Consider the following 26,452-nt stretch of genomic DNA (forward strand, 5'->3'; position numbering starts at 1 on the left):
TCATCCAACTCTTATTTTACACACTTTGTTCACCATATGAAAATAACAATACCTGAATTCGTGAAATCCGGCTACGTCATACAGAAAGAGCCACACCCAGCGAAGGGTGGGGCTCTCATTGATCTTTGAAATCAAATCTCGATTGTCGCATTCAGCTCGAAGGCGTAGATGACACGTCTATCGATTTTAATACCAAGAATCGATTCGAGTGCCTCCTGATATAACACGAGCTGGGTCCGATACCTTTCTTTGAGCACGTCCTCAGCCGTACTTCCTTCAGGCGTCTGAAAAACACGATCCGATTTATAATCGAGCAGGATATAGCTACCGTCATCCTCGATCAAGCAGTCGACGATACCTTGCATGACCGCATATTCAGAAGGACCCGTCCAGTCGTCCCTGAATCGTCTCGCGTCGATTTTGTAGGTGAACGGAAGCTCACGATAGACACGGTTCTCTTTCAGGCTACGCTCGAACACCTGACCGATATCGGATGCAAGAAAAGCTTCGAGTTGCGGCAGAGCGGCACGCATCGTCACCGCCTCTTCATCGATTATGCGGCTTTCTGTTTCCCATTCGTCGATTTGCTGATGAAGTGGTTTCCCTAATGCGTAGAGCTGCATCGCCAGGTGAAGGACGGTTCCGCGCTCTGCTCCGGTAAGCGTCTTTCCGAGGAAATGAGGAGACCGGTACTGATCGTTCGCCTCGATTCGGTACGTCGTTTCAAAAGCCGCACGTTCCAATTGCTCGCGACGCTTCAATTCCGTTACCGTCTGCTTGGCCGACGTATCCACCGCGCTTTTGTGGGCATATGAGAACGCGAACGATTCCTCGATCCGCCGGATGACGTCTTCGTCCGGTTCGACATCGATACGCTCAAGCACCTTGACGTGTTCCAGCTGATCTATCATCGCAGTGATCTCCTGATAAGGAGCGAACTCCGATTCCTTCATCTTCCGGACCGTCCATTCGATGTCTGTCCCTGTGCCTTGCAAGAGGGAGTTCCGAAGGACAGCAGGCGCCACCCAGTCCGCGTAACTTCGCGCAGAACGCCGTTCCTCTTCCGGAAGAAGCACTGAATCGTCCGTAAGTCCGCTCCATTTCACGAACTGATCATCGAGATCTTTGACGGACCCCGCAAGAATCAGCTTTTCCTTCGCACGGGTCATCGCGACGTACAGGACACGCATTTCTTCCGCCTTCATCTCACGGTCCATCTCCCGTTTGATGATTTCCTTCAAGAGAGTGGTGCTTCTCAGTCGCTTAACCGGGTCGACCGCGTCGAGCGCGATCCCGTAATTCTTATGCAATTGAATCGCTTGATTCTGGTCCTGTTTGTTGAACTGTTTACCGATCTGACTGACGATCGTCACGGGGAACTCGAGCCCCTTCGATTGATGGATCGTCATGATGCGAACGACGTCCTCGTCCTCTCCGAGTGAACGCGCCTCTGCAAAGTCCTCTCCCCGATCGATCAGACGATTGATCAGGCGCAAGAAACGATACAGACCCCTATAGCCGGTCGCTTCGTATTGCTTGGCTCTTTCATAGAGTGCATTCAGATTCGCCTGTCTGCCTTTACCGCCGGCGAGACAGCCGACGTACTCGAAGAAGCCTGTCTGATCGAACAGGGACCGTATCAGACCGGGCAACGATTTCCCGCGCGCCTCCGTACGCCACCGGTCGATTCGATCGAGTGCTTCCTGCGCACGCAGTCCAAGTGGTGTCTCGTCCTCAGCGGCCGCAATCAACGCTTCATAGAACGTCCCTTCTTCCCACTTCGCACGGATGCGGGCCAAATCCTTGTCACTCATTCCGAAAATCGGGGACCGAAGTAGTCCGGCGAGCGGAATATCCTGAAGCGGATTATCGAGCGTCTTGAGCAGAGACATCATGATTTGAATTTCAGTCGTCTGGAAGTACCCTCCGCTCGTATCAGCGTACACGGGGATCTCATATTGCTGGAACGTGTCGACGAGAGATTGAACACGTTGCCCGCGTGAACGGACGAGGATGACGATGTCCCGGTACTCGCATTTTCGGAAGTGTTTTTTCTTCGCATCATAGATCAAGTACGGATTCGTCGTGTCGACGAGTTCAATCACCCGGGTCGCGATCATTCTCGCTTCCAGCTCCTCCTTCTTCAGCTCGTCGCTCGCCTGGTCGACGAGTAAAAGTTCAGGTGAGACCTGGTCCGATTCCATGTAGGAGAGATTTCCGAGACGGAGATAGGCTGCTTCGTCGTAATCGATCTCTCCGACCGCCTCGTCCATCACTTGTCTGAAAATCTGGTTCGTCCCCTCAAGTACCTCGAGGCGGCTTCTGAAGTTTCGGGTCAGGTCGATCCTCTTGCCACTTCCGTCGTTCTTGAAGCGCTTGAACTTATCGATGAACAAGCCCGGCTCCGCATGGCGGAACTTATAGATCGATTGTTTGACGTCGCCGACCATGAACAGGTTACCGTTCGCCTCGTCTGCTTTCGCGACGAGGCGCAGTATCTTCTCTTGGACCTCGTTCGTATCCTGATACTCATCGATCAACACCTCGATGAAGCGGTCCTGAAGAAGCCGCGCAACTTCCGACGGTGCTCCGTCTTGTTCAAGAATCGCGAGCGCATAATGCTCAAGGTCTGAAAAATCGACGATTCCCCGCTCGATTTTCGCCTGACGGTAAGCTTCGTCAAACGCCCGGACGAGTGATACGATCGATTTTACATGGTCGATCTGGGAGCGCAGATCCTCGAGATAATCGACACCTTCCTTATCCGTAAACAGTCCTTTGATTCCTTTGAACTCTGTTTGCATCCGTTTTCGTTCCTCTTGAAAGATCTTGATCCCTTCATCCCCGCGAGGTCCGTTCCAACGTTTGAAGTCAAGTGCCCGAAATGCGAGTGCGAACTCTGTCCAGGCACTTTCCCGCGTAAGTCCTGCTAGCGGCACGACATCACCAAGGAGGAGTTCACCCGTCTTCTCATACCCCGCCTGATTCAGGCGATGACCGAGATCCTGATATCGTCTGAGCAACGTGGCAAATCTCGGCCATTCAAGCTCGATCAGACGCTTCAGCAAAGGCGATTCGTCCGGATCGACCGGCTGATCGTATTGATCGACCAGACTGTCGTAATACGCTTCCGGATTCGGCAGTGAGCGCGCGAAGCGATAGAGATTCGCGATCAGAGCCATTAGCGCATTATCATCCCTGTCTGACGTATAGCTGTCGACGAGCGCATAGAAAGCAGCATCCTCACTCGCGTAGAACGATTCGAGCACTTCTTCGAGCACATCGTCCTGAAGCAGGAGCAATTCGGCGTCGTCGGCGATCCGGAAAGCCGGATCGAGTCCGATTCGATAGTAGTTTTCACGGATGATGTTGAGACAAAACGAATGGATCGTCGTGATCTGCGCCCGGTTCATCAATTGTCTTTGCCTGCGCAAATATTCGTTCGTCGGATCCTCCTCGAGCTTCTTCTCGATTGCCTCGATGACCCGCGTCTTCATCTCCTTTGCAGCAGCATTCGTAAACGTCGCGACCAGCATGCGATCGGCCGTCAACGGATCCTCTTGATCGATCACGCGTTTCGTCAACCGCTCGACGAGGACGGCCGTCTTTCCGGATCCGGCCGCCGCAGAGACGAGGATATGCCCTCCGCGCGCCTCGATTGCGAGTTGTTGCTCATCTGTCCATTTCACACTCATTCCTCTTCCTCCTTCAGGCGCTCGAGCACGTCTTTCTCCGACAGCGGTGCGAGTTCACGATATTCGTTCCCGAGCGCCTCGTCGAACTGACAGACGGCCCGGTATTCACAGAACGTACAGGGTTTCCGATCCTGGTAATTGAACGGATCGATCGCGATCTCCCCTTCGTAGATTTCGGAGCTGCTCTCCTTCAACTCTTCCCAGGCATGATCCATCAACCGTTCAAGGTCCTGTTCCGGCAAGACACCTCTCGTCTGGGTCTTATGCAGGCCGTCCTTCGTGAACGTGACTTTGACGAGCGGGGACTTCGTCCGCTCCGCAAAGGCGATTCCGTCCGTCGCTTCGAGTACACCGTCGTTCTCGACGATCACTCCCTGCATCTGGTACGACTCGAGCAGGAGCCGCTCCCGCACCTCGTCGGACGCAGACAGGTCGCCTTTGAGCAACGGGTTCTTGACATGGAAGTAAAGCGCTCCGGCAGGCTTCGCCTGCCTTGCGAATAGGTGTTCCGACTGTTCGACGACCGTCTTCAGGTAGAGCAACATCTGAATCGCGAGTCCATAATAGATTTCCGCGAAGTCAAGGCCGCGTGCACTCGATTTATAGTCGATCACCCTGACATACAGCTCATCCCCGATCGTCGCCTGGTCGATCCGGTCGATCCGTCCCGTGAACTCGATGACGACACCGTTCGGCAATTCAAAGCGGAGCGGCGGGAACGTCGACGTCCCGAAACTGATCTCGAACTGATCCGGTTCGAAGTCGGATCGCGCCGCCTGTTTGACGAGCATCTGAGCCGTCTGTTCGACCACATCCGTCAATTTCTTCTTGATGTAGCCGAAGCGGTTCGAACTCATCAAAATCGCATTCTGGATGGCTGGCGTCACCTTGTCGACCGCTTCGGTGGCGAGCGTCTGGCATGTCTCCTGATCCAGGTCGCGCCAACGTTTTCCTTGGGCCTTCAATGAAATCGACATATCGCTGAGCGCGCCGTGGAAAAGGTTCCCGATGTCAGGCGCCTCGAATTTATACAGCTTCCGTTCCTTCAGGCGGAGACCGTAGCGGGAGAAGTGCTTGAACGAACAGGCGTTATAAGTCTCGAAGCGTGATACGCTCGCCTTCAACGTCTCCCCGTAGAGCGTTCTCGCCAAGTCCTTCGGCAGCGGCTCTGTCTTGTTCTCGAAGAACAGTGCTTTCGCGAACAGCCCCATCCGTTCACGTCCCTGCTGACTCGTCAGCAGCTCATTGTAGACATGGAACCAGGCTGGCTGGATCGGATATCGACGCTGCAACCTTCGCAGTTCGATCGCCGTCGCGGCCGCCGCCCGGTCAGGATCCGTCACGAAATCGAATTGGTCGTTCGGCAAGTGCTCGCCCGCTTCGGCGAAACGCGTCTTGACTGGCCGGTCCTGCAACACCTGAGCCTTCAGCTGCTTGACGAACGAGGCGGGTTGCATTGCCTTCCCTTCCTCATCGACGAGCGCGTAGCTGACGTAAAGGTATTCAGACGGGGCTGTCAGCGCCTTGTACAGATAGAACTGTTCATCATCGAACAGATGGAGCGACGCCTTTCCGACTTTGACGCCCTGCTCATGCAGGAAGTCGTGGTCGCCCTCCGAGAGCAACTTCGATTGATCAGAGACGAGCGGAATCAGTCCTTCGTTCGCACCGAGCAGGAAGACGACCTTGACTCGTTGCAGTCGGCCGCGGACGTAATCCGTCGCGATGACCTGGTCGAGTGACGGCGGGAAGAGTGCGAAACGCAAACTGTCAAGACCGGTCTCGACCATCTGCGTGAACAGTTCTGTCGACAGACGCGTCTCTGGCGCCGCTGCTTCGAGTTGTTCGAGCAGATGAAGGACCGCCTCCCACACTTGATCATGCTCCCGTGCGACGAGCAATTCATCCGCTTCCGTCGCTTCCTGACGCCATGAAGCAAGCGTCTCAGCAAGCTGATGCTCCTCGAGGAACTGATAGAGCGCCCGGGTATATTCGCTCATCGTCCGGGCCTTTCCCAGGCGTGTCTTGAACGGGCGCAGTGCTTCGACGAAGAACTCACGGGACGCGTTCAACTCTTTCTCTTCCCTCAGTTCGTCCTCCGTCAGACGGACCTCATCCGCTAAACGTCGTTTGAGTTGCCACTCCTCTTCCCACATCGTCCCTTTGATTCCGCGCTCGAGCACGAACGTCTCCAGCCGGTCGAGCGAAAGACGCGGCTGATTCCCTGGCAGGCGGATCAATTCAGTTTTCAACATCCTGAAAATCGACTCTTCCCTGTAACCATGGGCGATGATATCGAGCACCGCCTTGATTAGTTCGACGATCGGATGATGGACCATCGTCTCCCTTCGGTCAATGAAGTAAGGAATACCATAGGAACGAAATGCCTGTTCGAGCGGATCAGCATATGCGTCGAGCGTCCTGACGACGAACGCGATCTCATTGTAGCGATAGCCGTTCCGGATGAGTCGTACCATCTCGCGGACTGCAGCTGCAGCCTCGACATGCCGGTCGACGGCAGCGCTGAGCATCACACCCTGCTCCCTGACATCGAGCGGTTTCATTCCGGGATTCGTAAATGCCTTCTCCAAGTGCCTCAAAGCTTCTGTCTTGAATTTTACCGTTGTGTCGTAGAGAACTTCCTCATGGGCGAGTCCACGTTCATTCATCTGTTCCTTCAATTGCATGAACGTTCGCTGGGAAGGGCCGAAATCTGCCTGGACCGCGTAAGGGTCGGTGACATCCAGCGTGAAGCTGATGTGCATCTCTTTCGCCTCTTCCATCAATGCGAGCAGCACCTGCTGCTCCTGCAACGAAAACTCGTAAAAGCCGTCGACGAGGATGAGCGTCTCCGACAATCCTGCCTTCGGCAACAACTCGAGCAGGACGTCATAATAATCGTCGGCATGAAGCGCCTTGCCCTTCGTCACGTCACTGAACCGTTCATAGATCAACGCGAGGTCATTGAGCTTCGGCGAACGATCCGGAGATCTCGAACCTGCCTCCCGCAACATCGAAGGATCGACGAGTGAGCGTTTGAATCCGGCAATCAACTCATCGAGTCCGTGAAAGAATCCAGGCATGTTCTTCGTCCGCTTGAAAATCATCAAATCTTCCTCTGACTGCTCGACCACCTGTCTCAGCAACAATTGCGTCCCTGTCTCGTCAAGGAACTGTTGCGTCTTCTCTCCATAGTCCCGCATGATGTGGAACGCGAGACGGCGTATGCTCATGACTTCCATTCTGACGAGCCCGCTAAGACGTTCATCCGTGGCGATTCGCCGCTCCATCTCGAACGCCATCTGATCCGGGACGAGGAAGTAGATGGGACTTCCAAGCGGACGCTCGACGAGCTCCGCTACGACCTTTTCGATCAATGCAGTCGTCTTACCCGTTCCTGCTCTTCCGACATGTAAAAAGTTCATTTGCCTCACTCCTTTTGGTTCGCGATATGGATTCATTATCTCACAAAGACGAACAGACGTCCGTTTCTTTTTGTCACCCATTCCTTTTTTTACCCAGCTTGATCCACTTGCTGATATACTTGATATTCGAGACTTGGAGAGGGGTGATGTGAGTTGACGCTTTATGATCAGTTAGGCGGGGAAGAGGCTATCAGGAGGCTCGTTCGCCATTTTTATCAGGCCGTCTACTCGGATGACGTCCTGCACCCGCTTTTTCCTGAAGACAGGCAACGCGTGGAAGAGGCACAATACGCATTCTTGACTCAGTTGACCGGGGGGCCTCGACTCTATGAGGAAGCCTACGGGATGATGAACTTGGCGATGATCCATCGTCTCTTGCCGATCAGAGAATGGCATGCACGCCGCTGGATCGAGTTGATGCGAGAGACGATCGACGAGACGCTCACCGGGGAAGCTCGTGATATTCTGAAGGAACGACTGACCCTCGCTGCCATGAACGTGCTTCGTGTCTGTGAGGCTCATCGCGTCGATTGATTGCTTTTTCTTTATGGCGAGACCATTTCAGGGTAAACTAATAGGTGGAGGGGATTTATGATGAGCGAAGAAAATGAGAACCTAGAATCAGTCCAAGAGGAAGAGAAGAAGCTGGAGCATATCAAAGGCTTGTTCACATTCGAACGTGGCGCTGATTATTACCGCGTCGTCTTCTATGATGACAACAAGCACCTGATTTTCAAGGAGCTCGATTATGACCGAGTCGATTTCGTCGGACGTTTCCATGATGACAGTTTTGATGCGACGAATTTGTCCGAGATGGAGCAACTTGCCGAAAAGGCATTGACGAAGGCTCTTTCGGACCGGAAACAAAAACGTTTCTTGTAATAGAAAAGGAAGGCCAGTCCTCGTGCGAGGGCTGGCCTTCCTTTTGTCGTCCTTATTTCTTTTTGCGCCGGAGGATGTAGGCAAGCACACCGCCAGCGACGGCGAGACCGGCGGCTGCAAGGACCGGTATGACGACCTTGCGCGACGTGACCACCTTTTTGACCGCCTGAAGTTTCGTCATCTTCACTTGCGCCCGTTCAGCGCCTGTGCGACGGTTCATCGAGGCATGCTTGCTCGCATCGGTGACGACGATACGCTGGGTCACCCAGCGGCGATTGCCTGCCTCATCGACGATCGGCTGGCGAACCCGTTTGATTCCGCGCACCCGCTTACCCGGTGTATTTTCAGGGCGTACGATACGGGAACTGATGAAACGGCGCCCACCTGTCGCTCCGAATCCCGGCTGCAGTTTTCTGCGATTCAACCATTCATGACTTTCATTCATCGCGTGTGACGGCTTGATGCCGTCACTCACCTCCCTCATTTGCTATCCGTATAAGTATTGCTAGTCCTTTGTCTATGTTCCACATGTGGAGGCATATTAAACGTCAGACGGACTTGAAACGTCGCTGCATCTCATAAGCGAGCTCAAGCGTCTTGATCCGCTGGCGTTCGATACTGTAGGCAGAGACATCCGTTTCGACTGCCTGTCCCGTCTGGAATTCCACCCTGACCTGTTTGCCATTTTTCTGAACGGACTTCATCTGCTTGAAGTTGATCCAGATACATTCCGCCTTCTCTTTCGCGCCCGTCGGGAAAAAGATCGTCTGCGCCTCCCAGTCGATCAGGACCGGCGTCTTCCGGTGCGGACCAAGTATGTGGCGTGCCGCCTCGATTCGACCGCGCATCGATGACCCGTAATACAGGCAAGTCTCTTCAATCAGCTTCATCGGATGTCCTTCTTCAAGCGTCTCGGATCCTTCCTTGATGACAAGAGTCTGAGGTTCACCATATTTCCCGTAACACGGCACGAGCGCGAGCGTTTGAGCGTTGATTTTAAGTGGCATTGATCTTTCTCCTCTCTTCATCTTGTTTTCTTTATACCAGATTCATCGTTCGCCTGTTTCCGGATGGCCGTTATTGCCCAAACGAAAAAACGGCACGAAATCGTGCCGTTTCTAAGAAATCAACAGATGAATATGAAAATCAGATTCCTGCATCGCGCGGGATTTCGAATTCCACACAAACATTCTTTTTGTTATTGCCCACGTCCAGATTCTCGATTTTCACCTTCCCGCCATGCATCTCGACGATGCGTTTGACGATATAGAGCCCAAGACCGAACTTTCCTTCCTTGCCGCGGGAGAACTGATGGAACAGCGGTGAGCTCTCATCGAGGGGAGGCCCGTCGTTTTCGATCTTGATGATCGAGGAATCCTTCGTTTTAGCAAGACGGATCCAAATATTCCCCTCGGCATACCGGATCGCGTTATCAAGGACGTTCTCGATCGCGACACGGAGCTGCTCCCCTTCCCCGTTAACGAGACCGGCCTCTCCTTCGACCTTCCATTCGATGTTCTTCGCGGTTTTGAAACGCTCGACGAGCATCCGGATCAGGCGATCGAGATCGACAGTCGCCCATTTCGATCTGTCTCCTTCGAAGTAATCGAGCTTCGTCACATAAAGCAGATCGGCCACTTTCTTCTCAAGACGCGCCGCCTCCTCATCGATGACGGATACCGATCCCGTCAGATCACCTGACGGATAGAGGCCGTCCGAAATGGACTGCGCGTAGCTCCGGATGACCATGATCGGCGTCTTCAAATCGTGCGATATGTTTTGCAGGAGCGACTTTTGAGCCTTATCCTGCTTCGCGAGTTCCGAACGCATCGCATCGATTGATCGCGCAAGCTGTCCAATCTCGTCCCCGCGTTCGAGCGGCAGCGGCGTGTCCCATTGACGCGCCGCGATCTTACCGACGGCACCTTCGATTTCGACGAGCGGTTTCGTCAAGCGACGCGACAGCCAGAAGGCAGCGAATAGCGTCCCTACACTGACTGCTGCGACGAGCCAACCGACTTGATAGAACAGTTTCGAGATCAATTGCTTCCGGTAAGCATCCCAGACGTATGAGACTTGATAGTACGTCTCGTCCTGCTGCTCGATTTTCCGGATGATGTAATAGACATCCTCTTCCCCGAGGCGTGTCGTATACTTCGCAACCGTCTCATCCTGTTCGATGGCCTGTTGGTACATCCGGTCGACCAGCTGTTCCGGTGCACCTCCGTAGTAGAGCTTCCCGTTCCTTGAGAAGAACAGTTCATTGACGGACCGGGATTCCTGCTTGCGCCGATCGAACTCGATCGGATTCTCCTTCAGCATCGCAATGACCGATGGATCATCTGACAAAAACATCTCACGATTTTGAAGAGTCTCATACACCTGCTCATCTATGAAATCACTGATGGAGGAACGGATGACGATCAGCATGACGATGAGTAGCGTGGCGATGACGAGGAGGAATAGACTCCAAATCTGCCACAGCAGGCTCCGATTCTTCATGCGGCCACCAACCGGTAACCGATTCCGTAAATCGTCTCGAGTTCAAGCTTCGGCAATTTCTTGCGGACACGCCTTACAAGGTCATCGACGACGCGGTCCGACCCGAAATAATCGTCCCCCCAGACGCTGACGAGAATCTGCTCCCGCGACATCGGCGTTCCGATTTGAGTCGCGAACAGCAATAGAAGGTCATACTCCTTCGAAGTCATGTCGATTTCGACTCCATCCTCCTCGATGACACGCTTTTCGGGATAGATCACGTAATCGCCGTACCTGATCGCCTCCTTCTTCGGGGCAGCGTAGGTACGTGCGAGTATCTTCCTTACACGGATGACGAGCTCACGCGGCAGGAACGGTTTTGCGATGTAATCGTCAGACCCCATCTCGAGCCCGATGATCTTGTCGATATCCTCGTCCCGCGCGGAGATGAAGATGACCGGGGTCGCCTCATTATGCGCCTTGATTCGTTTGATCAGCTGAAAACCGTCCATGTCCGGCAACATGATATCGAGCACCCAGAGATCCGGTTGCTCCGAAATCGCCTTCGCCGCGCTTTCTCCGTCCGTGAAAGAACGGACATTCCAACCTTCTTGCTCCAAATATTTCACAAGTACCCGATTCAAATTCACTTCATCATCTACAAGATAGATCGTATGCACGTCAATTCACCTCTAAAGTTAAGTTCTTACCAACAAGTGTAGCAGAAGACTTCCGCAGAAATATGTGAGAAAAGCGCCGAAAACAAAAAAAGTCTCAAGCGTACTTGAGACTTTAGCGATTCACTTGATGAGGCGCAGCGCAGGATATGCCGCCCGCACAGCTTCCGTCTTCGGCGAGTCCGAAAGGTGGGCACGCTCTTTTTTCACGATATACGTCAAGAAGCTTACACCGCCTCCAAAGAGGACCGAGACTCCTGTGATTACGATCAGTTCCATTGCTTCCGCCATCCTTTCATCGCAATTGATAATCAATATCATCTTCAATACGACTATAGCACGATGAAATCGAAATGAGAAGCCTTCTCACAGAAAAAAATCAATTTTCTGCAGTTCTCCTTGCCTGGATGATATCCCGCCATTTGAAATCACCGCGTTCAAGTCCGTGCAACAGCACCTCTGCCGTCCCGAGATTCGTCGCGAGCGGCAGGTCATAGACGTCGCAGAGGCGAATCAGTGCCGAGACGTCCGGTTCGTGCGGTTGCGCCGTCAGTGGATCCCGCAGGAAGATGACGACATCGATTTCCCCGCGCGCGACCATCGCCCCGATCTCCTGATCGCCGCCGAGCGGACCTGATTTACATCGATGGACAGTCAAATTCGTCGCCTCCATGATCCGTTTCCCCGTCGTTCCCGTCGCATATAACGTATGCTCAGCGAAAATCGGCTCATACGCCTTCGTAAACAACATCATCTCGTCCTTCTTCTGGTCGTGTGCGATCAATGCGATATTCATCATATTCCATTCCCCCTTCCCTACACTATGCACGAAAAAAGGACTTCAGAAACACTGAAGTCCTTTGCTTTATCAAGACGTCGCCGTTTGTTGCTTCAATACCGTCCGGAGAATCTTACCTGTCGTATTGCGCGGCAATTGATCAATGAACTCGATTTTCGTCGGCCATTTGTACTTCGCGAGTGATTGCGCGCAGAATTCCTGCACTTCTTCCGCCGTCATCTCTTCCTTCGCGACGATGAACGCCTTGACCGCCTCACCCATCGCTTCATCCGGCACGCCGATGACTGCCGCCTCGACGATGTTCGGATGGAGATAGAGCACTTCCTCGACTTCACGAGGATAGACGTTGTATCCGCCGACGATGATCATATCCTTTTTCCGGTCGACGATGTGGAAATATCCGTCCTCGTCCATCCGGGCGAGATCCCCTGTATAGAGCCAGCCGCCCCGAAGCGCGATTTCCGTCTCCTCCGGCATCTTATAGTAGCCCTTCATGACGTTCGGGCCGCGAACGACCAGCTCCCCGACTTCGCCGGTTGGAACTTCCTCGCCTTGTTCATCGACGACCTTGTTCTCGACATCGACGATCGACGGTCCGATCGATCCGGGTTTCTGAACGCCTTCGAGCGGATTGAAGCACGTGACAGGTGAGGCTTCCGACAGTCCGTATCCCTCGAGAATCCGGCAGGAGAACGTCTCCTCGAACGCCTTCAGCAACGGCACCGGCAGACTGGCACCGCCGGAGACGAACAAGCGAATCGACTTGAAGCTGTCGACGAAGTCCGGTGCGCTCTTCGCCGCCTGGAGAAGGAAGTTGTACATCGTAGGTACACCCGCGAAGATCGTCACCTGCTCTTTTCGTGCGAGAGCGAACGTCTCCTGCGGTGAGAAACGCGGCGCGATGATGATCGAGGCACCATGAGCGAGCGAGGCGTTGACGACGACCGTCAGGCAGAAGACATGGAACATCGGCAATACGGCAAGCGTCCGGTCCTCTTCCGTCATCTTCAGATAACGCCCGATCGAAAGTGCGTTCGACGCCAGGTTTCTCTGCGACAGCATCGCCCCCTTCGGTTTTCCCGTCGTTCCGCTCGTATAGAGGATGACTGCCGTGTCATCGAGATCCGTCTCTGTCTCCGAGACCGGATGATCGATTGAAAGCCAGTTCTCGAGTGTCGTAAACGTGACGTTGCCCACCTGTTCTTCCGGTCCGTTCGAACCGCCGTACGGGACGGAGACGACAGTCGACAAGTGTGGCAGCATCGCGAGACGTTCCTTCGCAGCTTCGACGAGCGGTGCGAGGCTGAGTATGCCTTTGACATCGCCGTTCAGGAGGATATATCCGATTTCGTCCGGTGTGTAGGTCGGGTTGATCGGAATGGCGACTGCCCCCTGCTTCATGACGGCGTAATACCCGACGAGGAACGCCGGACTGTTCCCGAGGATCAGGGCGACATGATCTCCTTTCCGGATGCCGTTCGCTTCGAGCGCCCCGGCAGCTCTATGGAATTTGCCGACGAATTCGCCGTAAGTGACGCGCTCCCCTTCGAATACGTATGCCGTCTTGTTCGGAAACTTACGTGCTGTCTCCTCGACGGAATGGATCAAGCCGATCATCAAAACTCCCCCTTGTGAATGAATGACTATTCATTTTTTACGCAAAAAAAACCATACATGGCGTAGTTGCATGTATGGTTAGTGTATCATTTCCAGAAAGAATTGAAAACGGTTTCATCAATCATCCGTTGATGATGACGCCTCCGTTCAGATGCAGAACCTGACCTGTCATGTAGCTCGAGTCATTGCAGGCGAGGAACACGAACGCCGCCGCGAGTTCAGCCGGTTGCCCCGGCCGGTCCATCGGGGTGTTCTTCCCGAACGTCTTGACCGATTCATCAGGGAACGTCTCCGTGATGAGCGGTGTCCAGATCGGTCCAGGAGCGACTCCATTGACCCGGATCCCCTCTTTCGCCAGGTTCATCGATAAACTGCGTGTGAAACTGACGATCGCGCCTTTCGTCGAAGAATAGTCGATCAGCTGATCGTTACCTTCGTAAGCGGTCGAGGAGGTCGTGTTGATGATCGCGCTGCCCGGCTTCAGGTGCTTGAGTGCCGCACGGGCGAGGCGCATCATGCCAAAGATATTCGTCTGGAACGTCTTCTCCAGCGATTCATCCGTGATGTCGAGCAGTGACTTCTCCGGCTTTTGCATGCTCGCGTTGTTGACGACGATGTCGAGCTTGCCGAACCGGTCGATCGTCTTCTTGACGAGCTCTTCACAGTAAGCAGCATCGCCGATGTTTCCCTTCGAGACCATCACGTCCCCGCCCAGTTCTTCGAGGCGCGCCTGTGTCTCTTCCGCACCTTTCGTATCGCTGTGATAGGCGATGACGACCTTTGCGCCTTCCAGAACGAATGCAATGGCGGCAGCCCGGCCGATGCCTGAATTTCCACCGGTGATGATGGCGACTTTATCCTTCAGCTTTCCTGCTGCTAAGTAATCTTCTCGCTCATAGTATGGGAGCGGTTGGTTTTCTTCGGTCTTTGGAAGCGTCTTCGAGCGCTCCTCATAATGTATGAAATCATCAAGCGAACCCTTCAAGAAATTGTCCTTGTTGTATGCCATCGAAAAAAACTCCCCCTATCGTCATGATAGTGAGAGTTTTCCCCAAATCGCCTTATGCTAAAACGTCGAGCAATTCCTCGAGTTCGACGGCCCCGAAGTAACGCTTCAGCTCGTATTGTTCCAAGGCATCACGGAGCGAGGACCGATCGTATCTTACACCGACGAGTGCAGCTGCGATCTCGTTCGCATCCTCGACGCCGAAGAAGTCACCGTATATTTTCGCCTCGCCGATGACACCGTTCTTGACGTTCAGGCGGAAGTCGATCGTCCCGATCGGAAAGCGACGTTTCTGGACGACGTCGAATTTCGGTGATTTCCCGAAATTCCAGTCCCAGTTGCCGTAACGCTCTGCCGAGATGGCGTGGACCTTTTCCCAGTCTGAATCCGTCAGCGTGTAGCGTTCGATCTCCTTGCCGGCATAGATCGAATCAAGCAAGTGGTCGACGAACTGCTCCATCGTCATCGGTGTTTCGAGGAACTCCGTGATGTTCGCGACGCGGCTCCGAACCGATTTGATCCCTTTTGAACGCATCTTCTCCTCGCTGACGACGAGCGCGTTGACGACCTCTTCGATGTTCGAATCGAGCATGAGCGTCCCGTGACTGAACATCCGGCCGCGCGTCGTGAACTGGGCGTTGCCGCTGATTTTCCGTTCGCCGACGTGGATGTCGTTACGTCCTGACAATTGCGCCTCGACACCGAGCTTGTGGAGCGCTGCGACGACAGGTTCCGTGAACTTCTTGTAGTTGTTGAACGAGTCCCCGTCGTCGCGCGTCAGGAAGCTGAAGTTGAGATTCCCTTCGTCATGATAGACGGCACCGCCGCCGGACAGACGGCGAACGACATGGATCCCGTTGTCTTCGACGTACTTCAAGTTGACCTCTTCGTTCGTGTTCTGGTTCTTGCCGACGATGATCGACGGCGCATTGATATAGAAGAGGAAGTAATCCTCCTCATCGACGTTCAGATGTTTCAGGATGAATTCCTCGACCGCGAGATTGATTCGCGCGTCACGGATATCCGGATGAAAAATGAATTTCATGATAGTTCTCCTCTCAAACACGTATACCTCTATTAAAACGTGCAGCCGTCCGTTCCGCAAGCATCCGCTGAAGACAGGAGTTGCGGCTTGTCGGTTTCTTGCTCGGCGAGACGTTTCTCGATGACCTGAACGAAGGCTTCGACCGGCTGGGCGCCGGAAACGGCATACTTCCGGTCAAAGACGAAGAATGGCACGCCCTGGACTCCGATTTCGCTCGCTTCCGACTCGTCTTTGCGGACTGCTTCCGCGAATGCGTCACCGGCAAGCACTTCTGCCGTCTTTTCAGGGGAAAGTCCAGCCTCCTTCGCGAGGCGCAAAAGTGTTTCTGAATCATTCAAGTTCTCGCCTTGTTCGAAATAGGCGCGGAACAGTGTTTCAGAGAGTTCCACTCCTTCCGTGAGGGCGTGGTGCGTCAAGCGGTGCGCGTTGAACGTATTCGCCGGTTTGATCGCGTCCATCCGGTAATTCAGCCCGTCCGTCGCAGCCGTCTGTGCGACCTGTGCGGACATCCCTTTCGCCTGTTCGACCGTCATTCCATATTTAGAGGCGAGCAACTCATCCATCGATTCCTCGATTTTCGCTGGTGCGTTCGGGTCGAGTTCGAAACTCTTCCATTCGATGTCGACCTGATTTTTCATATCGAGCTCGGCGAGCGCTGACTCAAGTCGGCGTTTTCCGATGAAGCAGAACGGGCATGCGTAGTCAGACCAGATTTCAATTTTCATCATTATCTCCCTCTCCATCGTTTCTATCTATAGAATAGCGAGCGAAGCTTTCAATCGGCAACAGATGTGCTCGCCGAGCGCTAAAACAAAAAGAGATGCGCCTTTTTAGCGCACCTCTCGTCAGGTCAAACTTCGACCGGATATTTCGCGTCCTGCAGTTCCTGATTGAGTTCAGCGGTGTAGGTTGCTCTTTGCTCATCACTCCAGCCAAGATGACGCGCCATCACGTCGATGACTGCAGTCTTGTGCGTCTCGACCCAAGCGATGTCGAAGAAGAGAGCGCCAGTACGGCGAATGAAGAAATCGACCGGTTTAGCTGCCATCTCGTACTCCATCGCATACATCAGCTGGGCATAGACGTCAGCCGGCAAACCATCCTGTTTCTCCGCAGCAAAGGCGAATACGCGGTCTGCGTTCGAGCCGTAGCGGCCTGCGAGCAGACGTACTTGTTGCTCCGTAAGTCCTGCTTGCGCCTTCAGTCCCGCGAGGAATCGCCCGAAGCCGTTCGATCCGTCGACGTGACCGCCAGAGATCGGCATGTCCTTCGTCTCACAGCGCAAGTAGACGCGCCCTTGTTGTTCCTTCAAGAGTTTTGCGACGAGGTTGACGACAAGCTCCGCCATCTTGCGGTAACCTGTCAGCTTTCCACCGGCGATCGTGATCAGCCCGGACTCCGACTGCCAAATCTCGTCCTTACGTGAAATTTCGGAAGGGTCCTTTCCTTCTTCGTAGATGAGCGGACGTACCCCAGCCCAACTCGATTCGACGTCATCCGGACTCAGCGTGACTTCCGGGAACATGTAGTGGATCGCACCGAGGATATAGTCGCGGTCCTCGACCGTGCATTTCGGATGCGCCGCATCCTTGTCGAAGAACGTATCCGTCGTCCCGACATAGGCCTTGCCGTCACGAGGAATCGCGAAGATCATCCGGCCGTCCGGCGTATCGAAGTAGACCGCTTGTTTCAGCGGGAACTTCGACTGGTCGATCACGAGATGGACACCCTTCGTCATCCGCAGTTGTTTGCCTTTCTTCGAACCGTCCTTCTCACGCAGTTCATCGACCCATGGTCCTGTCGCATTGACGACCTTCTTCGCACGGATTTCATGCATGCCGCCTGTCAGCAGGTCCTTGACGCGGACACCGATGACCTGTCCATCGGCGTAGAGAAGCTCTTCCGCCTTCGTATAGTTGATTGCCTGCGCCCCGTGATCGATCGCTTCCTTCATGACCTCGATCGTCAGGCGGGCGTCATCCGTCCGATACTCGACGTAATAACCGCCACCCTTAAGCCCGTCCTTCTTGACGAGGGGCTCCTTCGCGAGCGTCTCCGCTCCTGAAAGCATCGAGCGGCGCTCCCCGCGCTTGACGCCGGCAAGGAAGTCGTAGACTCGGAGGCCGATCGACGTACTGAACGGTCCGAACGTCCCCCCCTTATGCATAGGCAGCAACATCCATTCCGGCGTCGTGACGTGTGGTCCGTTCTCATAAACGATCGCACGCTCTTTTCCAACCTCAGCGACCATCTTCACCTCGAATTGTTTCAGGTAACGGAGTCCGCCATGAACGAGCTTCGTCGAGCGACTTGACGTCCCGGCAGCGAAGTCCTGCATCTCGACGAGTCCGATCTTCATTCCGCGCGAAGCGGCGTCGAGCGCGATTCCAGCCCCGGTGATGCCTCCTCCGACGACGAGGATGTCGAGCTCCTCGGTTGTCAGACGAGTTAGCATCTCACTACGTTTTCTGCTTGAAAATGATTGGTTTGCCATGTTGATTTCCCCCTGTTTGAAGGTTCGGGAACGAAAAAAGAGACCACAACAAACCGTTGGCAATCGCCAACGCGTGTTGTGGTCTCTCCGTATTCTCCGACCGGTTTGATTAACTTGTGTTCAGTATAACATGTGTCACATCATTTGAACAACATTGCCGCTTGAACCGCCTTGTTCCAGCCTGCATATAAAGCATCGCGTTCTTTTTCGTCCATCTTCGGTTCGAAACGATGGTCCATCTGCCACTGACTCGCGATATCCGCCTTGTCCTTCCAGAACCCGGTCGCGAGACCCGCGAGATAGGCGGCACCGAGGGCCGTCGTCTCATTGATGCGCGGACGTTCGATCGGTGTCTCGAGCATGTCGCTCTGGAACTGCATCAGGAAATTGTTGTGGACGACGCCGCCGTCGACACGGATTTTCGAGATATCGAGACCGGAATCCTGTTCCATCGCTGTCAGGACGTCACGCGCTTGATAGGCAAGTGATTCGAGCGTCGCCCGGATGAAGTGCTCTTTTTGCGTGCCGCGCGTCAATCCGAACACAGCCCCGCGAACGTCGCTATCCCAGTAAGGTGTGCCGAGCCCGACGAATGCCGGTACGACGTAGACTCCATCAGAAGAGGTCACGCGTGTCGCATATCCTTCCGTCTCCTCTGCGTTCTTGATCATCCGCAGACCGTCACGAAGCCACTGAATGGCAGCGCCGGCGATGAAAATCGAGCCTTCAAGGGCATACTCGACCTTTCCGTCGACACCCCAGGCAATCGTCGTCAGCAGACCATGTTCCGACGCGACAGCCTTCTCCCCCGTGTTTAGGAGCATGAAGCAGCCCGTCCCATACGTGTTCTTCGCCATCCCTTCCTCGAAGCAGGCTTGACCGAAGAGTGCCGCCTGCTGGTCTCCCGCTGCTCCCGCGATCGGAACCTCGTGCCCGAAGAAGTGATAGCCGATCGTCTTGCCGTACACTTCAGACGAAGGACGCACTTCGGGCAACATCGACTTCGGAATATCGAGGATCTCGAGCAGTTCTTCATCCCACTTCAAGTCATGGATGTTGAAGAGGAGCGTCCGGCTCGCGTTCGAATAATCCGTCACATGTGCCTTACCGCCTGAGAGCTTCCAAATCAGCCATGTGTCGATCGTCCCGAACAGGAGCTCCCCCTTCTCGGCACGTTCCCGTACTCCTTCGACGTTATCGAGGATCCACTTGACCTTCGTACCGGAGAAATAGGCGTCGACGAGAAGCCCTGTCTTGTCTCGGAACGTCTGCTCGTGCCCTGCCTTCTTCAGCTCTTCGCAGATATCCGCTGTCTGGCGGGATTGCCAGACGACCGCATGATAGACCGGGTGCCCGGTTTCCTTGTCCCAGATGACCGTCGTCTCACGCTGGTTCGTGATTCCGATCGCTTCGACCTGCTCGGCCTTGACGTTCGCTTCCGTCAAACAAGCAGCCATGACGGCGAGGATGCTTCCCCAGATTTCATTCGCATCATGTTCGACCCACCCTGCCTTTGGGAAGTACTGTTTGAATTCACGCTGTGCCTTTTGAACGACGTTACCTTGTTTATCGAACAGCATCGCACGTGAGCTCGTCGTTCCCTGATCAAGTGATAAAATGTACTTTTCCATCTGTCTACCCCATCCTTTTCAAATCAATTAAGCTGCTTTTCGCTCCATTTTTCCCGGCCGCACGCCGAATCGGTAACTCGCTGCAAGCACGAGCGCCGCGACGGCACATGCGACATACAGCATCGGTGAGACTTTACCCAAGAACACTGCATTATACAACAATCCGCCGAGACTCCCCCCAAGCAATGGACCGATGATCGGCACCAGTGCGTAGCGGAAGTTCGAACTGCCCTTTCCTGCGATCGGCAAGATGAAGTGGGCGATCCGCGGCCCGAGATCACGGGCCGGGTTCATCGCGTAACCCGTCGTCCCACCGAATGACATGCCGAGGCTGACGATCAGGAAGCCGACGATCAGCGGATTCAATCCGTCACTGAACGTGTTCGCTCCGATTGACAGCAGACCGATCACGAGCAGAAACGTCGCGATCATCTCGCTCAAGATATTCGCGAACGTGTGCGGAATTGCTGGACTCGTGGCGAATACGCCGAGCTTCACACCTGCGTCTTCCGTCTCTGCCCAATGTGGCAAATAATGAAGGTAGACGATCGTCGCACCGATGATACCGCCGAGCAACTGTGCAAGCATGTAACCCGGTACGTCCTGCCATGCGAAGGACCCGGTGAATGCCAGTCCAAGCGTCACGGCCGGATTCAAGTGCGCCCCGCTATATTGTCCGACCGCGTACACTGCGAATGCGACCGCGAATCCCCATGCGAACGTGATGACGATCCATCCGGCATCCTTCGCATATGATTTCCGGAGCGAGACGCCGGCCCCTACGCCCGTGCCAAGGGCGACGAGCATCGCCGTCCCGACTAGTTCCGCTAAAAACGGTGTCATTATGTATTCCCCCTTTTTCGTGAAAGAAGTCACAAAAAAAGAGACCCACGCCCCTCCCCTTATTAGGAAAGCAAAGCGTGAATCTCCGAATTCTCCGTCACTTCGTATCAACTTATCGACTACTATAGCAACATATGAAAACGCTGTCAACGAATCGAGTGATTTTTTCCCGGGCAGTTTTCACGATTTCGGCTCAAAGTGTTTCCAAAGCATCTTGTTCGATGTCGTGATGCTCGATGCACCGGCGGCAATCGCTTGGTCGACCTCCTCGACCGTCTCGATCAGACCTCCCGCGAAGACAAGGCGCCCCGTCTTCGCCTTGACCTCCTCGATATACTTCGGCATCAGGCCGGGCAGCACCTCGATGTAGTCAGGCTGTGTGCGCTCGATGAGGTGATAGCTCTTTTCAAGCGAACTCGAATCGAGCAGAAAAATCCGTTGCATCGTCTTGACCTTCTTCTGCCTCGCCTTCAGGATGACACTCGCCTTCGTCGAGATGACGCCATACGGTTTCATCTCCTGACAGACATACTCCGTCGCGTACTCGTCGTTCTTCAATCCTTGTACGAGATCCATATGGAGGAACATCTTCTTGTCATACCGATGAGCGAGTTCATAGATCGATTTCAAGCGGGAGACATGCATCTCGAGCAACACCCCGTATTCGTACGGGCTCTTGAGCATCTTTTCGAAATCCTCGATTCTTCGGACCGAGGGCAGTATCTTTTGACCAAAATATGTCACGCGAATCCCTCCTGTTCTCGTCTTAGTATCGCTTCTCCTTCCTTTGCGCGCAATCCAAATCTCTGCATTTTTGCAGGAATAGCGCTACGATGGGTACATCCATTGTTGAAAGAGAGGTGTCAAGCGAGCCATCTTCTTTTTTTGACGAGACTCGTCCCATCCTATGCAGCCGAAACGACTTTTTCTGTACTTATTCGCCATCCTGCTCAATGCTCTCGGCAACAGCTTCATGATCGCAGCTCATATCGGCAGCGCTCCATGGACTTCGGCGAGCGAAGCCCTCGCACACATCTCTCCCCTGACCGTCGGGCTTGCGATCGTCGCCCTTCACTCGATTGCTCTTCTCGCGACCGTCTTGCTTGGCGGACGTTTCAGCTGGTGGACAGTCGTCGCGAGCTTCTCGCTCGTCGTCCTGTTCGGGACAGCAATCGATTTCTTCCTGTCCATCCAGTCACAGATTTTCCTTCCAAGTACGCTTCCGGAACGGATGCTCTACATGGTCATCGGGATGCCTCTGATTTCACTCGGTATCTCACTCTATCTTCAGATCGGTTACGTGCTCATGCCGCCGGATTATTTCATGAAGACATTGATCACACGCGTCAAGAGCACGTCGCGCGGCGCGACGATCAGCCTTGCGATCCCGTTCTCGATGGCGGCCGTACTGTCGTTGCTTGAGCAGCAGCTGCTCGGAATCGGCTTCGGCACGTTCGTCTTTCTTTTTTTCAACGGTCTGCTGATCGAGCAATTCCAGCGCTTGTTCGTGATCCGCTGAAACGACAAAGAGGGTGACTCAAAAGTCATCACTCGTCCTTCACTCGCTTTCCTCAGGCGAGACACAAGCAGCTAGATCCCTTTCCGAAGCGAAAAGGAAATCCGGGTCTTGTCTGTCTCTGACAGCGCGATATATCGCGCTTTTTCCTGCAGGAGTCGAGTGGGACGAGTGATGTCGACTGAACGAGAAAACGGGAGTGGATTCGAATCCACTCCCGTTTTTCGTTTACCGATCGATTTTTGAGTCATCCTCTTTGCTTAATTGATGACAAGAAGTTCTTTTCCGGCTCTCGGCTTCCCGAACAGATACCCTTGACCATAATCGAATCCGATTTCTCGGCAAAGTTCGTACTCCTCTTGTCGCTCGATCCCTTCCGCGAGACTCTTGATTCCCATCGAAGTCGTCAGGCTGTGTGCCTGCCGCAGGAAACGTTCCTTCTCTTCCGACTCGTCGCAGCGGTCGATATAAGACCGATCGATCTTGACGAAATCAGGCTGCAGCATCTGTAGCATCTCGAGCGTCGAGAAGCCTGCCCCGACGTCGTCGAGTGCGACTTTGATGCCTTCCTGCTTGTACTGGGCAAGTACCCGTTTCAAGTGATCGACGTCCTCGATTCGCTCCGTCTCGACGACTTCGAAGACGAGGTTGTTTGGATCGACCCCGTATCGCTCGATCGTCTCGAAAGTATGCTTCAGGCAAAAGTCCGGATTATAGATCGTCGACGGAAGGAAGTTGATGAATGTTTTTTGCCCCTCCGGTACGTATAGATGCGTCGCCCGGATCGCTTCCTCACGCGCCCGCTGATCGAGCCTCGAGTGGAAGCCTGTTTTGGAAGCCACCGAGAACAGCTCCCCCGGGGAGAACGTCTTTGCCCCTTCCCCTGCCCGGAGCAACGCTTCATATCCAAAAGGAGTTACATCCTCAAGTGTCAAAATCGGTTGAAGGAAGCTGATCATCTCACCGCGTTGGATGAATTCGACCACATCCCGGTTCTTCAGCCGCTCGTGAAACGACCGGACACCGGTGAACTGCACGTACCGTCGATCCGTTGAAGCCACACATGCGACTTCGCATCCTTCCCGCTCGGACAATCGTTCAAGTATTCCTTCGAGCGTATATAGAGAGTCATACGAAAATGTCTCTCCCTCTTTCGTCAGTAAAAAGCCCTTCTCAAGCATTGGAGGGGCGATGCCGCAGTCCGCGCATGGATGCCACATGCTGATCATTCCTTTCCTTCAGTGCCCCCATTGGGAATGCTCCTGTCATTTCTTTACTATCTTAACTTCTTGATGACGTGATTTCCTTTTTTTAAGACAAAAGAAAAGAAGGGATTTCCCCCTCCTTCTTTACAACGCGTGCTCCATTACATGATTTTCTTCATTCTGATGCATCTGTGCCAACCGGTGAAGCTTCGCAGCATACCATACGATCGCAAGTCCTGCGCCTCCGCCGATCATGTAGACCAATTCGATGGCAAGATGGTCGGCAAGCAGTCCGAAGGTGAGACTCCCTAGACAGAAAGCAAGCGTATATGAGGTCTGCTGAATACTGTAGACGTAAGGCAACTTCTCGTTCGGCAGCTTTTCCTGGAGTAGCGTGTTCGTTTGAATGACACGCACCTGACTGGCAGCACCTTGGATGCCGCACGCAACGAGGGCAAGCAGCACATGTGGCGCCCACCCGAACAAAAGAGCCGCGGCAACCGAGCAGACGGCACTCAAGACAAGAAAACTTCTCTTCGTCCCTTTACGGAACAGATAGACGCTCGAAAGGATCATGCTCAGCATGTAAACAGCGTTCAAAATTCCCCACCAATATTTGTCCGCCTCCAGATGGAACTCGATATACAAAAGAAAGAGCGCGGAGATCCACACCGTTCCGGCGAACGCATCAGCACCGACGAGCAGACTGCTCGAACGTGCCATGGCATCCCTCTTCACATACGATATACTCGAACGAAGCGTCAGATGAGCGGATTCTTCCTCTGCCGGAACCTTCGTGTCGCGCATCGCCCTCATGAAGAGATACGTGCCAAACGTAGCCAATCCGAAGAACGCAAAGGAGATGAGCAGGACTTGCCCCGTCGTAAACAGACTGACCAGGATGGCGCCGAGCGGCCACATGATCAGTTGAATCAATTGATTCGAACCTTGAACGAGGCTGTTCGCTTTAAGCTGATCCGGATGAAGGACAGGTACGAGCGCCCCTTGGATCGGACGGGCGAAACCGTCCAGAAAAGCGATGAGGGCGACGAGAACCAATGCCGCTTCACCCATATCTCGCATCATGATTACTGCAAGCAGCAACGTCTTCAACACTTGCGTCACCATCAGCGTATGACGATGCGGTAGCGTCCGCGCCACCCTTGCGAAGAAGAACCCGCTGAGCGTCATTCCGAGCGTGACGGCGACGGGGAAACTCGCCGCACCGAGTGCGGACCCCGTCTGTTCAAACAACATGGCGATCAAGGCGATGATGTAGAGGACGTCCCCTACATTCGCCAGCCATTGGCTAACCAAAAGGATGTAAAAACGTTTCATACGGATTCCCTCCTGAGGAGTATTCAATTTTCACAGGATTCCGATTGAACGTTACATGCTTTCGCCTCTTTCCATTATTTCGGTGCAACCACTATAACACGAAAAAATTATTGATGTAAAATAATTACATTAAATCAAATGTATGATTTTTTCTGGAAAATCAGTAAAGACCCTCCAAGTAGAACGATCATGTGGGCAAAGACGAAGATGGCGGAGAATGTCAGATTCGTCCCCATCCGGTCAGCGATGAACGTTGCCTGGTCATCGAAATACATGCTCCAGTCGAGATGCATGAACACGATCCATTTCGCGATCTCCGGCTTGAATCCGATCAGGATACCACCGACGATCGACGTGAAGAATTGCGCGAGCACCGTAAAGCCGATGATCATGCCGACAGAGCGGAACAGGAGCGAGAAGAAGAGCGTCATGATGATCGTAAAGACTGGACCGACGAGTTGCATCAACGTATCGCGCATGATGTGGTCCCCGAACTGACCACTGAACGCGAACGACAAAGCGAAGACGAGCACGACGATGAAGAAGAATTGCAGGAGCGTCACGATGATCGCGAACGACAACTTCGCGAAATAGATCGACATCCGTGTGTACGGACTCATCAGCAGGTGCTTCATCGTGTCATATCGCAGCTCATTGCCGATCAATTCCGCCGTGAAGACGATCGTGATGATGCCCAGCAAGCCGCTCAAGATGAGGGTCGTATCCGAGAAATAGGAGTCACGCGCAAACAGGTCATTGTATTTCCCGATGGCAAGGACGGCAAGCGCGACCACGATATATAGCCCGAAGACGATTTTCGACTTTTTCATCGACCACCATTTGATCCATTCATTTTGAATGAGCGAAAGCATGTGATTCCCCCTCCTTTTTCGTCACTTGCATGAATTGTTCCTCAAGCGTCATCCGCTTGATACCGAGCTCAAAGAGATCCGCAATGGCCGTGACGCGTCTTGCGATGTCCGGACAAGACTCTTCCGGCGCATCGATCAGGATGTTGTTTGCCACCGTCTGCGCCTGATAGTTCGCACGCAGAAGCATCTCGAGCACTTCAGCGGCCGCATCCGGCGCGACACGAATCGAAATTCGCGCACCGGCGTCGTTTCGGACCGACTCGACCGACTTGATGACACCATGATCGATGATTGCATACCGGTCACTGATCTGTTCCATCTCACTGAGCATATGACTTGATATCAGAATGGCGATTCCTTGTTCGCTCGCCATGCTCCGTAAGTATTCACGAAGCTCCGCGATTCCGGCAGGATCCAGTCCATTCGTCGGCTCGTCGAGAATCAGCACCTTCGGCTCGTGAAGCAGTGCGCGGGCAATCCCTAGACGCTGCTTCATCCCGAGAGAATATTCGCCGACCTTCTTGCCAAGTTTCCCTTCAAGTCCGACCAGACGTGCGAGCGCATCATAATCCGGCTCTACCATGCCAGGTATCAGATTCTTCGCGTGAACGAGGTTCTGTCTGCCCGTCAGATAAGGATAAAAAGCGGGGTTTTCAACGATCGCCCCGATTTGGGTCAGCGCTTTCGAACGTTCTGCCACGACATCATATCCGTTCACCGTGACCGTTCCAGAGTCCTGTTCGAGCAGGCCCGTGATGATGCGGATCGTCGTCGTCTTCCCGGCACCGTTCGGACCGAGGAATCCGAATACCTCACCAGGCGACACCTCGAAGCTGACATCCTTCAGGATTTGTTCCTTCCCGAGCCGTTTCGATACCCGTTCGATTTTAAGCATAGGGTTTTCCTCCTTTTTCTTTTCCGACCTA

The 26,452-nt window shown here is 53.8% G+C and carries 23 protein-coding genes; 3 read left to right on the forward strand and 20 right to left on the reverse strand.

The genetic code is table 11. The annotated features are described in order from the left end of the window. Positions 1-131: 131 nt before the first annotated feature. Together addA and addB are read right to left on the reverse strand one after the other, a co-directional pair. Positions 132-3,695 (reverse strand): helicase-exonuclease AddAB subunit AddA, encoded by a 3,564-nt coding sequence (addA, locus tag DFG60_RS04225; RefSeq protein WP_114570493.1) that lies wholly within the window; start codon positions 3,693-3,695, stop codon positions 132-134. Then, positions 3,692-7,120: a helicase-exonuclease AddAB subunit AddB gene (gene addB, locus DFG60_RS04230; protein WP_114570494.1), complete on the reverse strand. Its 3,429-nt coding sequence runs from the start codon at positions 7,118-7,120 to the stop codon at positions 3,692-3,694. The genes addA and addB overlap by 4 nt, the downstream gene beginning before the upstream one ends. A gap of 153 nt (positions 7,121-7,273) precedes the next feature. Here addB and DFG60_RS04235 point away from each other — a divergent pair, with 153 nt between their 5' ends. Next, positions 7,274-7,654, forward strand: a complete 381-nt coding sequence (locus tag DFG60_RS04235) for a truncated hemoglobin (protein ID WP_114570495.1) — start codon at positions 7,274-7,276, stop codon at positions 7,652-7,654. A 60-nt stretch (positions 7,655-7,714) separates the two neighbouring features. Further along, positions 7,715-8,002 carry a hypothetical protein gene (locus DFG60_RS04240; RefSeq protein ID WP_232818616.1) on the forward strand — a complete coding sequence of 96 codons (288 nt, stop codon included), beginning with the start codon at positions 7,715-7,717 and terminating at the stop codon, positions 8,000-8,002. Between the two features lie 52 nt (positions 8,003-8,054). Here DFG60_RS04240 and DFG60_RS04245 read toward each other — a convergent pair whose 3' ends face one another. The 14 genes from DFG60_RS04245 to DFG60_RS04305 form a co-directional block, all read right to left on the reverse strand. Then, on the reverse strand, positions 8,055-8,477 hold the full coding sequence (locus DFG60_RS04245; protein WP_232818617.1) for a hypothetical protein: 423 nt from the start codon (positions 8,475-8,477) through the stop codon (positions 8,055-8,057). Positions 8,478-8,550: 73 nt separating this feature from the next. Next, positions 8,551-9,009, reverse strand: coding sequence for a competence protein ComK (locus DFG60_RS04250; protein WP_114570497.1), 459 nt, complete (start codon positions 9,007-9,009; stop codon positions 8,551-8,553). Between the two features lie 139 nt (positions 9,010-9,148). Beyond that, on the reverse strand, positions 9,149-10,504 hold the full coding sequence (locus DFG60_RS04255) for a sensor histidine kinase (RefSeq protein WP_114570498.1): 1,356 nt from the start codon (positions 10,502-10,504) through the stop codon (positions 9,149-9,151). Next, the gene (locus DFG60_RS04260; RefSeq protein WP_114570499.1) at positions 10,501-11,163 is read right to left on the reverse strand and encodes a response regulator transcription factor; all 663 of its coding nucleotides are present in this window, start codon (positions 11,161-11,163) and stop codon (positions 10,501-10,503) included. The genes DFG60_RS04255 and DFG60_RS04260 overlap by 4 nt, the downstream gene beginning before the upstream one ends. Before the next feature lie 120 nt (positions 11,164-11,283). After that, positions 11,284-11,439, reverse strand: a complete 156-nt coding sequence (locus DFG60_RS13615; RefSeq protein ID WP_157964477.1) for a hypothetical protein — start codon at positions 11,437-11,439, stop codon at positions 11,284-11,286. Between the two features lie 100 nt (positions 11,440-11,539). Next, positions 11,540-11,956: a methylglyoxal synthase gene (gene mgsA / locus DFG60_RS04265; RefSeq protein ID WP_114570568.1), complete on the reverse strand. Its 417-nt coding sequence runs from the start codon at positions 11,954-11,956 to the stop codon at positions 11,540-11,542. Between the two features lie 72 nt (positions 11,957-12,028). Further along, the gene (locus DFG60_RS04270; RefSeq protein WP_114570500.1) at positions 12,029-13,576 is read right to left on the reverse strand and encodes a fatty acid--CoA ligase family protein; all 1,548 of its coding nucleotides are present in this window, start codon (positions 13,574-13,576) and stop codon (positions 12,029-12,031) included. A gap of 121 nt (positions 13,577-13,697) precedes the next feature. Then, positions 13,698-14,585: an SDR family oxidoreductase gene (locus DFG60_RS04275; RefSeq protein WP_114570501.1), complete on the reverse strand. Its 888-nt coding sequence runs from the start codon at positions 14,583-14,585 to the stop codon at positions 13,698-13,700. Positions 14,586-14,637: 52 nt separating this feature from the next. Continuing rightward, positions 14,638-15,627 (reverse strand): lipoate--protein ligase, encoded by a 990-nt coding sequence (locus tag DFG60_RS04280; RefSeq protein ID WP_114570502.1) that lies wholly within the window; start codon positions 15,625-15,627, stop codon positions 14,638-14,640. A gap of 32 nt (positions 15,628-15,659) precedes the next feature. Further along, positions 15,660-16,355: a DsbA family oxidoreductase gene (locus DFG60_RS04285; protein ID WP_232818618.1), complete on the reverse strand. Its 696-nt coding sequence runs from the start codon at positions 16,353-16,355 to the stop codon at positions 15,660-15,662. A 122-nt stretch (positions 16,356-16,477) separates the two neighbouring features. After that, positions 16,478-18,121, reverse strand: coding sequence for a glycerol-3-phosphate dehydrogenase/oxidase (locus tag DFG60_RS04290; protein WP_114570503.1), 1,644 nt, complete (start codon positions 18,119-18,121; stop codon positions 16,478-16,480). A gap of 140 nt (positions 18,122-18,261) precedes the next feature. Next, complete coding sequence (glpK, locus tag DFG60_RS04295; protein ID WP_114570504.1) at positions 18,262-19,752, reverse strand: glycerol kinase GlpK; 1,491 nt, start codon at positions 19,750-19,752, stop codon at positions 18,262-18,264. A 27-nt stretch (positions 19,753-19,779) separates the two neighbouring features. Next, the gene (locus DFG60_RS04300; RefSeq protein ID WP_114570505.1) at positions 19,780-20,595 is read right to left on the reverse strand and encodes an MIP/aquaporin family protein; all 816 of its coding nucleotides are present in this window, start codon (positions 20,593-20,595) and stop codon (positions 19,780-19,782) included. Between the two features lie 180 nt (positions 20,596-20,775). Next, complete coding sequence (locus DFG60_RS04305; protein WP_114570506.1) at positions 20,776-21,339, reverse strand: glycerol-3-phosphate responsive antiterminator; 564 nt, start codon at positions 21,337-21,339, stop codon at positions 20,776-20,778. A 163-nt stretch (positions 21,340-21,502) separates the two neighbouring features. Here DFG60_RS04305 and DFG60_RS04310 point away from each other — a divergent pair, with 163 nt between their 5' ends. Beyond that, complete coding sequence (locus tag DFG60_RS04310; RefSeq protein WP_114570507.1) at positions 21,503-22,114, forward strand: YczE/YyaS/YitT family protein; 612 nt, start codon at positions 21,503-21,505, stop codon at positions 22,112-22,114. A gap of 257 nt (positions 22,115-22,371) precedes the next feature. On the opposite strand, the gene DFG60_RS04315 is transcribed toward DFG60_RS04310, so the two are convergent. The 4 genes from DFG60_RS04315 to DFG60_RS04330 form a co-directional block, all read right to left on the reverse strand. Next, on the reverse strand, positions 22,372-23,331 hold the full coding sequence (locus tag DFG60_RS04315; RefSeq protein ID WP_114570508.1) for an EAL domain-containing protein: 960 nt from the start codon (positions 23,329-23,331) through the stop codon (positions 22,372-22,374). Between the two features lie 129 nt (positions 23,332-23,460). Continuing rightward, positions 23,461-24,654 (reverse strand): MFS transporter, encoded by a 1,194-nt coding sequence (locus DFG60_RS04320; protein WP_114570509.1) that lies wholly within the window; start codon positions 24,652-24,654, stop codon positions 23,461-23,463. A gap of 134 nt (positions 24,655-24,788) precedes the next feature. After that, positions 24,789-25,526 carry an ABC transporter permease gene (locus DFG60_RS04325; protein WP_114570510.1) on the reverse strand — a complete coding sequence of 246 codons (738 nt, stop codon included), beginning with the start codon at positions 25,524-25,526 and terminating at the stop codon, positions 24,789-24,791. Further along, a complete protein-coding gene (locus DFG60_RS04330) occupies positions 25,504-26,421 on the reverse strand; it encodes an ABC transporter ATP-binding protein (protein WP_114570511.1) in 918 nt (305 codons plus the stop codon). The genes DFG60_RS04325 and DFG60_RS04330 overlap by 23 nt, the downstream gene beginning before the upstream one ends. Positions 26,422-26,452: the final 31 nt, after the last annotated feature.

It is taken from the genome of Exiguobacterium flavidum (assembly GCF_003344535.1).
In the GTDB taxonomy this organism is placed as follows: Bacteria; Bacillota; Bacilli; order Exiguobacteriales; family Exiguobacteriaceae; genus Exiguobacterium_A; species Exiguobacterium_A flavidum.

Excerpts from the sequence above, each read along its gene's own strand:
- DFG60_RS04330 (WP_114570511.1), bottom strand. The coding sequence starts at position 26,421 with ATGCTTAAAATCGAACGGGTATCGAAACGGCTCGGGAAGGAACAAATC.
- addB (WP_114570494.1), bottom strand. The coding sequence starts at position 7,120 with ATGAACTTTTTACATGTCGGAAGAGCAGGAACGGGTAAGACGACTGCA.
- DFG60_RS13615 (WP_157964477.1), bottom strand. The coding sequence starts at position 11,439 with ATGGAACTGATCGTAATCACAGGAGTCTCGGTCCTCTTTGGAGGCGGT.
- DFG60_RS04270 (WP_114570500.1), bottom strand. The coding sequence starts at position 13,576 with ATGATCGGCTTGATCCATTCCGTCGAGGAGACAGCACGTAAGTTTCCG.
- DFG60_RS04300 (WP_114570505.1), bottom strand. The coding sequence starts at position 20,595 with ATGACACCGTTTTTAGCGGAACTAGTCGGGACGGCGATGCTCGTCGCC.
- DFG60_RS04310 (WP_114570507.1), top strand. The coding sequence starts at position 21,503 with ATGCAGCCGAAACGACTTTTTCTGTACTTATTCGCCATCCTGCTCAAT.
- glpK (WP_114570504.1), bottom strand. The coding sequence starts at position 19,752 with ATGGAAAAGTACATTTTATCACTTGATCAGGGAACGACGAGCTCACGT.
- DFG60_RS04320 (WP_114570509.1), bottom strand. The coding sequence starts at position 24,654 with ATGAAACGTTTTTACATCCTTTTGGTTAGCCAATGGCTGGCGAATGTA.
- DFG60_RS04315 (WP_114570508.1), bottom strand. The coding sequence starts at position 23,331 with ATGTGGCATCCATGCGCGGACTGCGGCATCGCCCCTCCAATGCTTGAG.
- DFG60_RS04325 (WP_114570510.1), bottom strand. The coding sequence starts at position 25,526 with ATGCTTTCGCTCATTCAAAATGAATGGATCAAATGGTGGTCGATGAAA.
- mgsA (WP_114570568.1), bottom strand. The coding sequence starts at position 11,956 with ATGAATATCGCATTGATCGCACACGACCAGAAGAAGGACGAGATGATG.
- addA (WP_114570493.1), bottom strand. The coding sequence starts at position 3,695 with ATGAGTGTGAAATGGACAGATGAGCAACAACTCGCAATCGAGGCGCGC.
- DFG60_RS04240 (WP_232818616.1), top strand. The coding sequence starts at position 7,715 with ATGAGCGAAGAAAATGAGAACCTAGAATCAGTCCAAGAGGAAGAGAAG.
- DFG60_RS04275 (WP_114570501.1), bottom strand. The coding sequence starts at position 14,585 with ATGGCATACAACAAGGACAATTTCTTGAAGGGTTCGCTTGATGATTTC.
- DFG60_RS04255 (WP_114570498.1), bottom strand. The coding sequence starts at position 10,504 with ATGAAGAATCGGAGCCTGCTGTGGCAGATTTGGAGTCTATTCCTCCTC.
- DFG60_RS04250 (WP_114570497.1), bottom strand. The coding sequence starts at position 9,009 with ATGCCACTTAAAATCAACGCTCAAACGCTCGCGCTCGTGCCGTGTTAC.
- DFG60_RS04285 (WP_232818618.1), bottom strand. The coding sequence starts at position 16,355 with ATGATGAAAATTGAAATCTGGTCTGACTACGCATGCCCGTTCTGCTTC.
- DFG60_RS04290 (WP_114570503.1), bottom strand. The coding sequence starts at position 18,121 with ATGGCAAACCAATCATTTTCAAGCAGAAAACGTAGTGAGATGCTAACT.
- DFG60_RS04280 (WP_114570502.1), bottom strand. The coding sequence starts at position 15,627 with ATGAAATTCATTTTTCATCCGGATATCCGTGACGCGCGAATCAATCTC.